The sequence below is a fragment of the Vibrio sp. 10N.222.49.A3 genome (genome assembly GCF_041475145.1).
GTDB classification, from domain to species: Bacteria; Pseudomonadota; Gammaproteobacteria; order Enterobacterales; family Vibrionaceae; genus Vibrio; species Vibrio tasmaniensis_A.
In genome coordinates, this window is the sequence record NZ_JBFRVM010000123.1 from 47506 (window position 1) to 60929 (window position 13424).

At 42.2% G+C, this 13424-nt stretch carries 13 protein-coding genes and 1 pseudogene; 7 read left to right on the top strand and 7 right to left on the bottom strand.

What is annotated here, in order from left to right:
• Positions 1-26 precede the first annotated feature (26 nt).
• On the top strand, positions 27-620 hold the full coding sequence (locus tag AB4589_RS19245; RefSeq protein ID WP_371710522.1) for a hypothetical protein: 594 nt from the start codon (positions 27-29) through the stop codon (positions 618-620).
• Between the two features lie 239 nt (positions 621-859).
• On the opposite strand, the gene AB4589_RS19250 is transcribed toward AB4589_RS19245, so the two are convergent.
• A complete protein-coding gene (locus AB4589_RS19250) occupies positions 860-1069 on the bottom strand; it encodes a hypothetical protein (protein ID WP_004731601.1) in 210 nt (69 codons plus the stop codon).
• A 947-nt stretch (positions 1070-2016) separates the two neighbouring features.
• Here AB4589_RS19250 and AB4589_RS19255 point away from each other — a divergent pair.
• The 4 genes and pseudogenes from AB4589_RS19255 (at position 2017) to AB4589_RS19270 (ending at position 5720) form a co-directional block, all read left to right on the top strand.
• Positions 2017-2947: pseudogene (locus AB4589_RS19255) on the top strand (siderophore ABC transporter substrate-binding protein).
• Positions 2948-3046: 99 nt separating this feature from the next.
• On the top strand, positions 3047-4000 hold the full coding sequence (locus AB4589_RS19260) for an ABC transporter permease (RefSeq protein WP_269335065.1): 954 nt from the start codon (positions 3047-3049) through the stop codon (positions 3998-4000).
• Positions 3993-4943 carry an iron chelate uptake ABC transporter family permease subunit gene (locus AB4589_RS19265; RefSeq protein ID WP_371703862.1) on the top strand — a complete coding sequence of 317 codons (951 nt, stop codon included), beginning with the start codon at positions 3993-3995 and terminating at the stop codon, positions 4941-4943. Before AB4589_RS19260 ends, AB4589_RS19265 begins: the two co-directional genes overlap by 8 nt.
• Positions 4944-4955: 12 nt before the next feature.
• The gene (locus tag AB4589_RS19270; RefSeq protein ID WP_102257601.1) at positions 4956-5720 is read left to right on the top strand and encodes an ABC transporter ATP-binding protein; all 765 of its coding nucleotides are present in this window, start codon (positions 4956-4958) and stop codon (positions 5718-5720) included.
• Between the two features lie 209 nt (positions 5721-5929).
• Here the strand turns inward: AB4589_RS19270 and AB4589_RS19275 are convergent, their stop codons facing one another.
• The 6 genes from AB4589_RS19275 to AB4589_RS19300 all read right to left on the bottom strand — a co-directional run bounded on the left by AB4589_RS19275 (position 5930) and on the right by AB4589_RS19300 (position 11979).
• Entirely contained in the window at positions 5930-6748 is an 819-nt protein-coding gene (locus AB4589_RS19275) for an ETEC_3214 domain-containing protein (RefSeq protein ID WP_371710524.1), read from the bottom strand.
• Positions 6749-6757: 9 nt separating this feature from the next.
• The gene (locus AB4589_RS19280; RefSeq protein WP_017101531.1) at positions 6758-7210 is read right to left on the bottom strand and encodes a hypothetical protein; all 453 of its coding nucleotides are present in this window, start codon (positions 7208-7210) and stop codon (positions 6758-6760) included.
• A gap of 9 nt (positions 7211-7219) precedes the next feature.
• Positions 7220-8443, bottom strand: coding sequence for a murein transglycosylase domain-containing protein (locus AB4589_RS19285; RefSeq protein ID WP_372101522.1), 1224 nt, complete (start codon positions 8441-8443; stop codon positions 7220-7222).
• Between the two features lie 21 nt (positions 8444-8464).
• On the bottom strand, positions 8465-9439 hold the full coding sequence (locus AB4589_RS19290; protein ID WP_372101523.1) for a hypothetical protein: 975 nt from the start codon (positions 9437-9439) through the stop codon (positions 8465-8467).
• The gene (locus tag AB4589_RS19295) at positions 9439-10086 is read right to left on the bottom strand and encodes a hypothetical protein (RefSeq protein ID WP_372101524.1); all 648 of its coding nucleotides are present in this window, start codon (positions 10084-10086) and stop codon (positions 9439-9441) included. Before AB4589_RS19295 ends, AB4589_RS19290 begins: the two co-directional genes overlap by 1 nt.
• 84 nt (positions 10087-10170) lie before the next feature.
• Complete coding sequence (locus AB4589_RS19300) at positions 10171-11979, bottom strand: caspase domain-containing protein (RefSeq protein WP_372101525.1); 1809 nt, start codon at positions 11977-11979, stop codon at positions 10171-10173.
• Between the two features lie 249 nt (positions 11980-12228).
• On the opposite strand from AB4589_RS19300, the gene AB4589_RS19305 reads away from it, so the two are divergent.
• Entirely contained in the window at positions 12229-12363 is a 135-nt protein-coding gene (locus AB4589_RS19305) for a hypothetical protein (protein ID WP_261879044.1), read from the top strand.
• Between the two features lie 8 nt (positions 12364-12371).
• Positions 12372-13265 (top strand): bifunctional oligoribonuclease/PAP phosphatase NrnA, encoded by an 894-nt coding sequence (locus AB4589_RS19310; RefSeq protein ID WP_372101526.1) that lies wholly within the window; start codon positions 12372-12374, stop codon positions 13263-13265.
• Positions 13266-13424 lie beyond the last annotated feature (159 nt).

Consider the following 13424-nt stretch of genomic DNA (forward strand, 5'->3'; position numbering starts at 1 on the left):
ATAAGTGATAAAGAATAGGAAACAGAATGACTCACCTTACCGATCAGCAAGAAGCTGCAATGGCGACGTTTAAGGAAAACTTACACCTTCCAAATGGTGGTTTTCATAAACTGATTATCGATCTAAGTAAGGAATATCAGCTGCCTTTTCAAAAGGTGCGTGCGGTTTTAAAGAAAGCTCAAAAAGGTGTTGAACGACAGATACGAGAAGACTTTAACAGTGTTGATGACACAGTACTGAGCCAAGAGAATTGGGTGAACATTATTAAGTCGAAGCTTGTTGAGTTAGCGGAAGAAAACCAAACGGTGATGGATAAGCTGCAACAAAACCTGAAGTATCAAAAAGTGTTGTCGGCAACCGAAGGTTCAATCGCAAGTGAAGACGAACGTGACGAGTTGATTGAAGAGTTGATTCAAGCTTATGAGAAAGAGGTGTTCAAACCTTTACTGGCGATGCTGCATACAACAAAGCTGTATTGGAAGTTAATGCTGGTGGATGAGACATGTAAGATGAATGAGGAGAATCGTGAGAAATTCAGCGATTACCCTCAACACATGCAAGCTGCAGAACACTTATATACTCTTGATCAAAAGTTAAGGTCGATGCCGTTAACTTATTAGTCCATGAATGCAATGATAATGACTCATTGGTGATTCAGAGTTTGATATAAGTTGGTTTCAATAGAAGCACGATAACCTAGCTAGCGTTAGCCGCGTGTGAAATGCAAAAAGGGCTAGGTTTCTGATCTGTTTTACTTCTACTCTATTTTGTTCTGCTAGAGCGAATTGAGGGTGACATCTTTGACTTTTTTATATCTGTCGAACTAGACGGTGCTTCTTTCTGTAGCCGATGGGAAATGCTATAGGAGTGTGAAATGTCCTAGGGTGTTTCCGTTGCCTGAAACGATAGTTCCGATGCTTTCTCGTTCATTAAATTCAAAGTCGATGAGATAACTATGATGTTGTAGCTTGGGCAATATGTGGCGGTGGAGTATATCGCTATTGAGCTGTCGAATCTCGGTGACCCATGAAATCTCTTCTTTGTGTAAGTCTATTTTAATCTTGAGCATTTATTACCTTTTAGTTTATTGACTGTTTTTTCGCGTGATAGTTGGTACCAATGGGTTTGTCGTGTTGTTCTGCGTGACATAACTGTGCCTTGTGTTTATTACATTTGTATTTAAGTGATCGATCTATTCTGACTTCGCTGATAAAAGAGCGAATGACGAGAGATCGGTAGTAGGATCGAATTTAAAAGCTATTGAATGACTATCTGGGTGAAAGCTGACGCAGAGATGGTGTAACGAGGGAATCGAGAACTGTCTATGTGGAACTTGGACTTACTTTAGCATTAACAGCTCTATAGGTTAGAGCCAGGTGGCGAACTATACGCCTAGTTTTTTAAATTACAACCCTATTTCTAATTAAATTTAAAAATATTTTTGAATGATTTGCCGTCGCTTGTTGATAGTTAAATGAACGAAGGACAGGGGATTGACCATAGTATCTGACTGAGGCTCGGTTTTGCACCGCTTCGTATTCTTTGTCATTGGTGGTTTTAATTGAGTTATTAACTTGGTGGTAGTTAAGCGTCTGTTATACTTGGCCTTTACATTGTAAATCACAATTCGTGACACTGAGGTTTAGCGTTGTAATTAGGGGTTTAGCGTTGTAATTACAGGGTTTTCGGGCACTTTTCCCCATCAGTTTTTTCTTCAGATTGATGATCATTTTCCTCTTCGCGCTTTTTGCTATTTTTGATTCCTAATATCTCTCCCGACTACGCAAAACATGAATACTCACTTTTACATTTCTGAATAATAAAGTTGTTGTGTCGCTAGTTTAACGCAAATATAATTGATAATAGTTCTCACTTGCGTTACAAGTTTGTTGTCAAAGCAATGACAGACTTTAAATTATCGTTATTTAGCCGTTGTGTACGCCCCATGCTCATCTATGAGTAATGTGACTTTTATTGTCATGAGTGGTGGTTTGTATCCATGGCAAAGGAAGACACATGAAGAAAACAATCAATTCAGTTCGTCAGTTATTGGGTGGGCTTGCTATCGCTCTTGCATCATCATTGATAATGACCGCTCAAGCGGAAACAATCACTATTGAACACGTAAAGGGCACGGTGCAGTTTACCGAAGTACCACAGCGCGTTGTAGTACTTGGCTTTGGTAGCTTGGATGTGCTTGATCAGATTGGTATACAGCCAGTTGGCGCGCCTCACAGCCTAATGCCTGACTATCTAGCTTCGTACAAAGATACGACGGCAAATACGGGCTCATTGAGTGAACCTGATTTTGAAGCTATCTACATGCTGAAGCCTGACATCATCATTGCCGAAAACCGTATGCTTAAGGTTTACGATCAACTAGCAAAAATAGCTCCGACCATCATGTTCTCTATTGAAGGTGACAAATACTGGGCTGATGCTCAGCAAAACTGGCGCGCTAGGGGAGCTCTTTGGTAAGCAAGCTAAAGTAGAAGCGCTCATTAAAGAGACTCAAGCTTCTATCACGGCGGTTAACGACAAAGTCGCGTCTGACGAAACGTCAGCAATGATGCTAATGAACAACGGCAACAACATTGCGATGTTCAATAAGGGCAGTCGCTTCTCAATCATCTTTGACGACTTTGGCTTTGTGGAGTCAAAGAGTGCGACAGTAGCTCCGATTAAAGGGAATCACGGTAATCTAATCTCGTTTGAATATATTGCTGACGCAAAACCTGAAGTGCTTTACGTACTTGACCGCGAAAAAGCGATCGGTAAGTCAGAAGGGCGCGCACAACAGCTGTTTGACAACCCACTGGTTGCGGCAACACCTGCAGCGCAGCAAGGCAACATTGTTTACCTTGATTCAAGTGCTTGGTATCTGGTAGGTGGCGGCGTAACAGCGATTCACAGAATGTTGGGTGACATTGAACGTACGATTCAATAGTTACTAGTCATCAGATTCTCGGGCTTATAAGAGTGTTCTTATAAGCCCTTTTTCACTTTTTTATACGGTCTCCCCGATCCTACCTTTAGTATTACTTCTATGTTGAAACCCATTGCAGCTGCTGTATTTCTTGTTGTGTTATGCGTTGCGTCATTAATGATTGGAGTCGCTGAGATCAGTTTTAGCGATTTTTTCAATGGCAACCAACACGCCAACTCTATTTATGTTGTTAGTCGGATCCCTCGACTGTTCGCGATTGTGCTTGCCGGTGCTGGCTTGAGTGTTGCTGGCTTGATAATGCAACAGATTGTTCAGAATAAGTTTGCTGCACCTTCGACTATGGGCACGATTGATTGTGCCATGTTGGGGTACATCGTCGGTATTTTGGTGCTGGGTAATGCCGCTCAATGGAGCTACTTAGGCTTTATCTTTGCGTTTGCGGTGTTAGGCACCATGCTATTGGTCCGCTTTCTACAACACTTGAAGTTCAAGAATGCGGTGTTGGTACCTTTGATTGGCATCATGTATGGCAACGTTGTCTCATCTCTAACAACCTTTATCGCTTACAAATACGATTTAGTACAAACCATGTCGGCATGGACGATGGCGAACTTTGCGAGTGTATTGCAAGGCAGCTATGAAATCCTTTACCTCGCGGTTCCTGCATGTGTGTTGGCTTATTACTTTGCGAGTCAGTTCAGTGCGGCAAGTATTGGTGAAAGCTTCGCAAAAAACATTGGCCTCAATTATCAGAAGATCGTCTTCATTGGTGTTGCATTGGTTGCTATCTGCGCCTCTTCTGTGGTGATGATCGTTGGTGTTATCCCATTTCTTGGCCTTATCGTGCCGAATATCGTGTCGTTGATGATGGGCGATAACATGAAGAAAATTCTGCCTTGGACAGCCTACTGGGGCGTGATCTTGGTATTGGCCTGCGACTTGTTAGCTCGAATCGTTATCTTCCCTTATGAGATTCCAATCTCAATGGTAATCAGTGTCTTTGGCGGCTTGATTTTTATCTACCTGATCATGAGAGACAAGTCGAATGCGTGATTCAGTAAAAATTGCGATTCTGGCTATCGCGTCTTTGGGTATGGCGGCAGTATTTGTGGGGCAGGGACTTACGTGGGATAACTACGAATTCTTCTTGTCTTTGCGACTACCCAAACTGCTGTCGATTGTGTTGGCGGCGGTGGCGATCTCTGCATCGTCATTGGTTTTTCAAACCATCACCAATAATCGAATTCTCACCCCTTCAATTTTGGGTTTTGACAGTTTATACATGCTGGTTCAAACGGTGCTTCTGTTTGTGTTTGGTGGTACTAGCTTTTGGGTAATTGATGCAATCGCAAACTTTTCATTGTCTGTGACTGTGATGATCTTGTTCTCGTTTGCGCTGTTCCATTTTTACTTCAAGAGCAAGCGAAACAACGTATTTACACTGTTGTTGATTGGTATTGTGTGCGGCAGCGTATTCTCAAGCTTGGCTAATTTCCTTGCGATGTTGATTGATCCGAACGAGTTTGCCGTGCTGCAAAATGTGATGTTCGCGAGCTTCAACAACGTGAAAGGTGAACTGGTTTACCTCAGCCTTATTCCATTGGGTTTGAGCTTGCTTGGCCTGTGGTTGTTGGCTCCCAAGCTTGATGTGCTTTGGCTTGGTGTTGATAACGCGACAAGCTTGGGCGTGAACACCAAGCGATTGACTCAGATTACCTTAGTGATTGTGTCAGTGATGGTCGCAGTATCGACTGCTTTGGTTGGCCCTGTGCTGTTCTTTGGTTTAATCACCGTGAGCTTAGTTCGTCAGATATTCAAATCTTATCAACATCGTGTGCTTATCATCGCGAGCAGTTTGTTAGCGGTCGTTCTATTGGTTTCAGGCCAATGGTTCATTGAAAAAGTAATGGCGTTTGAAACCACTGTGAGCGTGATCATTAACTTGGTCGGCGGTTTGTATTTTATGTTCTTGTTGTTACGCACCAGAATTCAGTAAAGGTAATAAGTAGTGATTAAATTAACAGGTTTGAGTAAGAAGTATGGCAAGACACTTGTGGTGGATGATGCCAGTGCCATGTTCCCTAAAGGGGAAGTGACTTCTATCATTGGCCCAAATGGTGCGGGTAAAAGTACTCTGCTTTCTATGGCGAGTCGCTTAACCGAAAGTGATGCGGGCGAGGTCGTTATTGGCGATAAATTACTGGCTGAATGGGATACCAAAGAGCTTGCGAAGCACCTTGCTGTGTTAAGACAATCAAACAACATCAATATGCGATTTACGATTCGTGAGTTGGTCTGTTTTGGGCGTTTTCCGCATTCTCAAGGTCGCTTGAAAGACGAAGATCATAAGATCGTCGATACAGCGCTAGAGCACCTTGGCATTACCGATATCCAAAACAGATACCTTGATGAATTGAGTGGTGGTCAGCGTCAAATGGCGTTTATCGCGATGGTTGTGGCGCAAGATACGGATTATGTGTTCTTGGATGAGCCACTAAACAACCTAGATATTAAACACTCGGTTGAAATCATGCAGACGCTACGTCGCCTAGCGCATGAGTTTAATAAGGCGGTCGTTATCGTGATTCACGACATCAACTTTGCTTCTTGTTACTCAGATAACATTGTCGCGATGAAGAGGGGCCAAGTGGTTAAGTCGGGCAAGGTCTCTGAAGTGGTTGAAAAGTCAGTGATGGAGTCGATCTACGAGATCCCATTTGAGATTCGTGAGTTCGATGGTGTTCGAATCTGTATGTATTATTCAGGTCGTTAGGTTGCTGGTTCTCTAGCCTGCTTAAATCCCTAGTTACCGAAATGAGAAGAGCTCCTACACTATGAGGAGCTCTTTTTTTCTCTATGTATAGCTGATTTTTAAGACTTGCTCAGTTTTAGCAAACTCAATGAGTTCATCAATGTACGTAGAGCTAACCGAATCAGATATACACATTACTGGATACCGATTATCAATGACCAACGCTGCTGTTAATCAGTGATCAATTCATATTCAAGTTTGGTAAGAATTGCAGGGGCGAGTGATTCTAAATCGACCGTCGTATACCCATAGAAGTTTGGCCTGATTTCACTACGTAGTTCAGTTAGAGAATCTTTTGTATTCTCTTCCATCATCAATTTGTCATTAAAATCAGCGAGTAACTTGAGTTGTTGCGCAGAGAGAGGGGATAGGTATTCGCTGTAACCACCGACAGAGCTGTATAACAGTTCATAGCGACCACCTTCTGCTTCTTCAATGTAATAATTCCCTGAACGCGCAATATTGGATATGGCAGCATGTTCTGTTGTCGAGTTAACGAAGTTGGTTTCCAAATAAGTGGCGCTGCCTGCGTGGTAGTTCACATCAGCGACAAACCCCGGTTTAGGGAAAATGAGAAAAGCATCTATTGTGTCGTTGGATGTTATTGCAGAAAGAATAAACTTACTGTCTTTGTAGTATTTTATCTGTACCTCACCATTCGACATCTTGGTATAAACCGGAGAGCCAAATGTCTCTTCTAAAATGCCACTGGAAGCACGAATATAGACTTTAGAAAGGCGCTCGTTAGATGGAGCATCTGAAAAGTTAGAAATTAAGAGGTCCCAACCTTTGCTTCCCATATCAATAGCATCGTTGAACTGACCACCTGCGATGATCAGCGCAATGATGGCAAGGATAGAGTTTGGTGTCTTCTCTCTCATTATTTCAAGAAAATCTTTTTGATCTTCATTGGGAGCTTGTTGAGTTAAAGACATGTCTTCTTCTGGTGCTGTTTTATCAACAGATGAAGGTAGAGCTTGTTCTGACATGATAAAACCTTATTCAGCAACAACTTGAGGTGCTCGTGCAACCACACGGGTACATAAATATTCTTCGACATCTTTTTCTACAGAAACGCTTTCTGTTACCCAGGTAAACTTCATTAACTGGTTGGTTAGTTGTTTTGTGGTCGATTTAGCGGTTACGGTTGTAGTCACAACATTGTCTTTACGATCGGCTGTTACAATCTTCTTTTTCTCCGAGGTTCGATTTGTATCGAGCTCTTTTTGCACCATGGCTTCGAGAGACGCAGCTAGCGATGCTCTCGCCTCCATTGAAGCGATGTCCATATCAAGCGTCATGTCCCCCATACTTTCAACACAAGCAACGCCTGCGATTAAGCCTTCAGGCAAATCAAATTGTGGGTTCATGCGCCAACTAGGAAATTCGGAGTTAGCGGCTGCTTGAAATGACAATGTAGTAATTGCAGCGATAATTAGAGTCTTTTTCATGTTTTATCCTTAAATCATATTCTTTTCGTAATTAACTTCTGCTTTACTTACTTTTTTCAAGTAGTTACGAGTTTCCGCAGCAGAATGCTTTCGTTGGATAGTTTGGAATACTTGTTGTGGTTCAAGCTGGTTAATATTCTTGATTGCAACTGAGCGTTTGCCACCGAAAATATGATAGATTGGCCCCATGCCTCCGTTGTAAGCCGCTGTTATGCAGTACTTTAAGCTCTCTTCATTGGTAACGCCTTTGAAGTAGCGAGAGCGCAGTAAGTGCAAATAAGCGGTACCGACCTCAATGTTTTTTTCGGGGTCGAATAAGTATTCTTTATTCAGTAACTGTTGTTCGCCAAATAGGAAGTTTGTCGCATCTAATCCTGCGGAACTTGGGACAATTTGCATCAGGCCAAAGGCAGGAACATGTGAGGTTGCTGTAGGATCGAAAGCGCTTTCTGTTTTGATGATAGACAGTATAAATTCAGGCTCAAGTTTGTATTTTTCTGCGTAAACTTCAACGGTATCAAAAAAGCGTTGTTCTTTACGATTAAGCCAACTTGGCGGAAAAGAAATAACGGCTTTGAGAACGGTATTGCCTTTACTGTCTTTGGCTTTGGTCACGGCCACAGTTTCAAGAGCCTTGTCTAACTCTTGAGTCTGAACCTTTGGTGTTTCGGAAACGGGTAAGAATGTCTTGTCACTGAGTTTCTCAACATTTGTTGCTTCAATCAGTTCAGAGGTATAAGCATCGGCTTGTTGGGCTTCGCCTATGGTCAGCTGAGACGTGCGCACGATCTCTTCTTTGAGTTCTTCTATTGAGGTTGTTTCACCTGCAATAGTGGTGACTTGAATCGTATTTTTCTCGAAGTTAACTTCACGCTTTATTTGTAGAGAGGGGCTGTAGCTGACCCACTTAAATTGGTCGCTAAAGGTAGGATTATCCCAAGACTCTGAAACTTTGGTTTTAAACTTATTAAACTCTTGTTGAGCTTGCGCCACATATTGATCGAATTCGCAGTTCTTTTGCACTTTGTAAAGATCAAATTGGGCTTCACTGCAGAGTTTGTATTTTTCAAACTCATCTTTAGCTTCAAAAGGTTGATTGACAAAATGTTCGACGCTAGGGCAACTTTGTTCGGTAATTGAAAGTTCACACGCTTGCTGAAGTGTATCAGCAGATGCCCATCCACTAGAGAGCAGTATTGCTAAAGGGGATAGCTGGCAAATTATTTTCTTCATATCTGTTCCTTGACCGAGGGATTAACCATTCTCTATCGAGAGTCGTTCCATGACAAAATCACAGTGCTCGAAATAGTTCAGGATCAATCCAAACCCTGGGGTGTCTGTTGATAAACGCGATTCATCCAATCGCTCAAATCGAGAGGTGTCAATTTTTGTAGGGCAGAGCAATGCTATGTTGGTATCGTAGGTCTCTTGTCCATTGTTTAGCAGTGCTTCGATGCCGTCATACTTGTTTCTATCTGGAAACTCGATAGAGTCGCCATCTGTGACTTGATGGTTTTCAACTAACACGCCTGTACTGCCATCTTCATAAACTTGAAACAAAGAGAGATAACCCGCTTGGTTTGAGTTGAGTTGAATAAAGTAATGGTCGCCAGCATTGAGTCTTCGCTTGGATGAGTGAATCTTTATACTTTCATCTGAATAGTTGAAAAATAGGTGGTTATACTTTGCTTCCGGTAGTATTAACTGGCCACTACTGTTGGAAAGCATCCAGCCTCCAGCAAACCGCTCGATATCTATATCCGGCAGACATTGGTGTTGTTCCACCCAGTTTTTTAGCATGGTCGTTGTTGACCAGTATGGGTGTAATTCACTGTGACATTGTGATTTCTTTAACCAAGCAGAGAGCTTTTGTGCAAATGACTCGGGGTCATATTGAACTTGAACATAAAACTGGTTTTGCGATTTTTCACTGTTGATAATGGTGACGTTGTTTCGAAAAACCACATTGGATATGGACTCTTTATGAGAAGCCGCAGATTTTTTCAACTCGCCATTTTCGAAGGTTTTAGTACTGGTGGTCTTACTGACTATTCGGTTTTCAACACCTTTAGCCAGATCATGATAAGCCGCGTCTTTGGCTTGTTGATAAGTGTTGCCTTTGCCGAACCCATAGCTCAAAGTTGAGTCCAATGGCACTTCCCCGTACCAAGACGGGGAAGCGAAAGCACAAGCACTCGACAGGGAGATGATTAGCGCTAGTATTTTCATTAGTCTTCCGGTTGTGGCTCGGGAGCTGAACGCAATGCCCAAGAAAGGCTCGGCTCTGCATTAGCATCATATCTAACAACTGTGATCATGTTCCCAGCTTGTCCAGCAGTTGCAACAAACCTACCGTTTAAAAGTCCATAGTTTAGACTTGTAGGTTTTTTGATAATTACCTTATACGCATCCATTTGAGAAATTAGCCCATTATCTTTTGCCGGACCGCTCATAACTTGTAGGCTCGCGGAACCATTACCGAAGCATCGATTGCTACATGATAAACTCCATACAAGTCTCCCGTCGGGGGCGGTAGAAGGGCCGTCAACGTACCAACTTTTCCCATCTTCATCGAGGTAATGTCCAGCTCTCATTTGATTCGCACTTGCAAAAGCTACGGATTTTACAGAGCTCATGTTTTTGAACACAAGATTACCGTTTTTGTCGGCTGCAAATTGAGCGCTCATGTCAAAGAACTGGGTTTGTCCTGTATCTTTGTTGGTTACTGGAACTCGCAGCATGGTGACTTGATTACCAGCACCTTGGAAATGAGCTCCTTGGAAAGCGATATCTAGATTCGAGTTTTCTACATCTGCAGCGAAGGCTGTTGATGAGATTAGAAGAGCGGATGTTGCTAAAAGTGTTTTCTTAAACATGGATATAAGCCTTAATCAATGTTTCAAATAGGTTGTAAATTGAAATAGTTTTAAAAGTGGTACGATCTTAAAAGAGACACGCTCTTAAAGTGACATAGTCTGGTTACCGGTAATTGTTGGATGTTGACGTTTTAAATCCCCCATCTCAAAAGAGGCAGATTTCACTTTGTTATAAACATCTTGATAAAGCGTATTCACATCCTTGTTTCCCTCGATCATTGACTTCATGAGGTAGTAACTAAACAGGCGATGACCTTTTTCTTGGTACATATTGGAATACTCTTTATCGCGTCCCGCGGTGATCACGACCATACGCTCAGGATCGATACTGACTTTTTTCGGTGCCAGTCTGGAGGCGGCAACCCCTTTGATGACCGATACACCATCAGTCGCTCCACTGAAACAACTGTCTACCATAACGACTATCTTGCCTGCTTTACTGCTAGACAGTGTTTTGTAGAGGTTATCGAGTTTGAAGAACTCATCATCAGTTATGTAGTCAGGGATCTTATCTTGCGGGAGAATGTAAGGATCATTATCGGGAATCGCAGGGATACCGTGTCCACTGTAGTAGAAGTAAACCGTATCGCCTTCATCGACGTTGTCTAACATTAAACGTAACTTATCTTTAATCGCACCACTGGTTGCGTCACGGTCAATGAGTTCGTAGACGTGCCTTTCTGGAACACCCAGAACTTTTGTCGCGACGTCAGACATCACTTCACCACTGCTGCGCGCAAAGGCTACTTGATCTGAATTTGCGTAATCTTCGATAGATAGGTTGAAGAACCAGTTGGATGAGTTACTTTCCACAGGCACAAAGCCATTAAGTAGTTGCTTCAATTCATCAGAGGCGGTGTTGTCCGTTGCCGAGAGGCGTGAATCGACTTCAAACGCATCGATTAAGTTAGGGTTTTGCATCTCTAGCCCTGGATTCGAGACACTGCTTGGGCCACTGTTAAGAACCACACTCAGAGCTTCGGGCTGATAATTACTTTTAGCCACATCCCCTGAGAACATTACGTCATTGTAGTTGCCTTTTATATTTACGAGCTCTAGTTGGCTTTCGTCATAAGAGTAGGTGAGTGCTAGGTCCAGGTTATCGATATTGCTGAAGACATCACGCGCCTGTTCTTGAGGTACGTTCAGAATAATGTCTCGTTGGTAGTTTTGATTTGAGGCTTTAAATAACAGGTGCATTTGCTGGTTTTCAGCATCATAACTTTTTGTTGTGACGACCGGTTTACCCATTACATCCCTAAAGGCTTTAGCGACGAGTCGAGTCTTTTGCACGCCCAAGTTGCCCTTTCGAGAGTCTGCCCCTTCTTGTAGGACTCGAATTTTGGCATTTCGAGCTTCTACTTGTTGACGGTATTTAAGTTGTATAGCGGCTATTTGTTGTTGTCGTTCTATTCGCAATTTTTCGACGCGTTGATCAAATTGAGTTTTGGTTTCAAATTGATCTTTGACGATTTCTGGCGCTTTGGGCAGATCAGGCTCTCGAACTGGTGGTGGGATGTCTGAGCTGCTCAATGTGGTGTGTTGTACTTCGTATAAAGATGCGACAGCACCAACCAATGACATTGGGTCGTCAGATTGTATACATCCGATAGAACTCGTCATGTATTGTTGTTCGGTAGAGGACTCTTTTCCTGCAAATAGGTCAACATTATTGCTTGCTTTTTTTTGTCCGCCGCGAGTGATGACCTTGCCATTCAGCGAAATAGGAGCATCAACTTGCAGCTCTCCGCCAAGTTGCCAAATATCAGGATTAGATGAACATACAGTTCCCTGTTTAGAGTGTGAAAATTCAAATTGATTGTCAGCGTTAGCAAAACTAAGAGTTGGTGCTAGCGCAAATAGCATACCTGTGACAATTCTATTCCGTGTCATTAGATAAGTCTTCCGTATGGCCGTAGTGTCAGATGAGCTCAAGACCATATAATCTAGTTGAATATCACTCAATAGCACATCAATCGCAATGAGATATAAGTCAATGTTTGTTTTGTTAAATGTGAGCAAGTTTTAGTTAATTTGGGAGGAGTGTTTCTTAATTTGCTTCTATTTGAGAGTCTTAGGAGGGTGTTATTCTTACTTATAGAGCTCAATTGATTCGTTTTATTTATAGATGGTGTTGTTTTCATGTTAAAAATTATTGCTCTTCTCTTAATCGCTATCGGCGTTTTTATTGGAATTCAACATGGAGATGAGATGGTTAGTCAATTGGATAGTGGTACTGAAACTGTTCTCAATACAATAGAAAAGCTCAAAGGTTAAGGTGAAGTATGTCTATTTTCTCATTTGACGATTTTCTGGAACGCCTAAAGGACTGTGAACGAATCATCATTCAAGCTCATGACTTTCCTGATCATGATGCGGTAGGCTCCGCTTTTGCTCTCGCTTATTTACTTAGGAAGAAGGGCTTTAAACCCCTCATTACCTATCAAGGCTTTATTGACCGTGTTTCTTTACATAATTTGATTGGGTGGCTTGATATTCCCATCGTTAAGTCACACCGATTAGATCTAAAACCCAATGATAAAATCATTGTTGTAGATGGCTGTATTGGTGAAAAAAACGTTACCGATTTACCAGGTATAGAAGTTGGTGTGATCGATCATCATCAGGTTATAGCACCCAGTTTCGTTTGGTTTTCAGATATTCGACCTAACTATGGCGCAACAGCTTCCATTATGGTTGAGTACTTTAATCATTACGATCTGCCTATTCCAGAGCGCGTAGCAACGGCTTTACTTGTTGGACTAACGTTCGATACGGCAAATTTTACCCGAGCAATGAACAAAGCTGATATCAAAGCTCTCTTTCAACTCCAAAGCTGTGCCGATATGAATATGGTAAATCGTATTTGTCGCAATCAAATCGAATATCAAGAATTGAAGTTATTTGATTCCATGTTTGAAGCTATTAGGAAAGACGGCAATTGTGCATTTGGCAGCTTACCAGAAGGGTGCCCCAAAAATATGCTGGGAGTGCTTGGCGACTTTCTATTGACCGTTGATGAAATAGATATAGTAGTGTTAAGTGCTCGTAGCCATGAGAGAACATTCGTTTCATTGCGTTCTGAGTGCCCCCAAAATGATGTGGCGAAGGTGATAAAGAGAGCTTTGAATGATACAGGTGCTGGGTTTGGTGGAGGACACTCACATATGGCTGGTTGACAGCGCCGAGCGGAACTTAAAACACCATGTATTTTTAACTTAAAACGTTAATTGATCCGAAATTACCCGAAATAAAGCGGGATATAACGAAATGAGCGAGGTGATTTTTGTCGTGAATTATTTTATGTTAGTGCGTAACAAAAACGCATAATTAGCTCT

What these genes read in the sequence shown, in the direction of transcription:
- AB4589_RS19295 (WP_372101524.1), bottom strand. Translation starts at nt 10,086, where the DNA reads ATGTTTAAGAAAACACTTTTAGCAACATCCGCTCTTCTAATCTCATCA.
- AB4589_RS19245 (WP_371710522.1), top strand. Translation starts at nt 27, where the DNA reads ATGACTCACCTTACCGATCAGCAAGAAGCTGCAATGGCGACGTTTAAG.
- AB4589_RS19260 (WP_269335065.1), top strand. Translation starts at nt 3,047, where the DNA reads ATGTTGAAACCCATTGCAGCTGCTGTATTTCTTGTTGTGTTATGCGTT.
- AB4589_RS19305 (WP_261879044.1), top strand. Translation starts at nt 12,229, where the DNA reads ATGTTAAAAATTATTGCTCTTCTCTTAATCGCTATCGGCGTTTTTATT.
- AB4589_RS19310 (WP_372101526.1), top strand. Translation starts at nt 12,372, where the DNA reads ATGTCTATTTTCTCATTTGACGATTTTCTGGAACGCCTAAAGGACTGT.
- AB4589_RS19290 (WP_372101523.1), bottom strand. Translation starts at nt 9,439, where the DNA reads ATGAAAATACTAGCGCTAATCATCTCCCTGTCGAGTGCTTGTGCTTTC.
- AB4589_RS19275 (WP_371710524.1), bottom strand. Translation starts at nt 6,748, where the DNA reads ATGTCAGAACAAGCTCTACCTTCATCTGTTGATAAAACAGCACCAGAA.
- AB4589_RS19280 (WP_017101531.1), bottom strand. Translation starts at nt 7,210, where the DNA reads ATGAAAAAGACTCTAATTATCGCTGCAATTACTACATTGTCATTTCAA.
- AB4589_RS19250 (WP_004731601.1), bottom strand. Translation starts at nt 1,069, where the DNA reads ATGCTCAAGATTAAAATAGACTTACACAAAGAAGAGATTTCATGGGTC.
- AB4589_RS19300 (WP_372101525.1), bottom strand. Translation starts at nt 11,979, where the DNA reads ATGACACGGAATAGAATTGTCACAGGTATGCTATTTGCGCTAGCACCA.
- AB4589_RS19265 (WP_371703862.1), top strand. Translation starts at nt 3,993, where the DNA reads ATGCGTGATTCAGTAAAAATTGCGATTCTGGCTATCGCGTCTTTGGGT.
- AB4589_RS19285 (WP_372101522.1), bottom strand. Translation starts at nt 8,443, where the DNA reads ATGAAGAAAATAATTTGCCAGCTATCCCCTTTAGCAATACTGCTCTCT.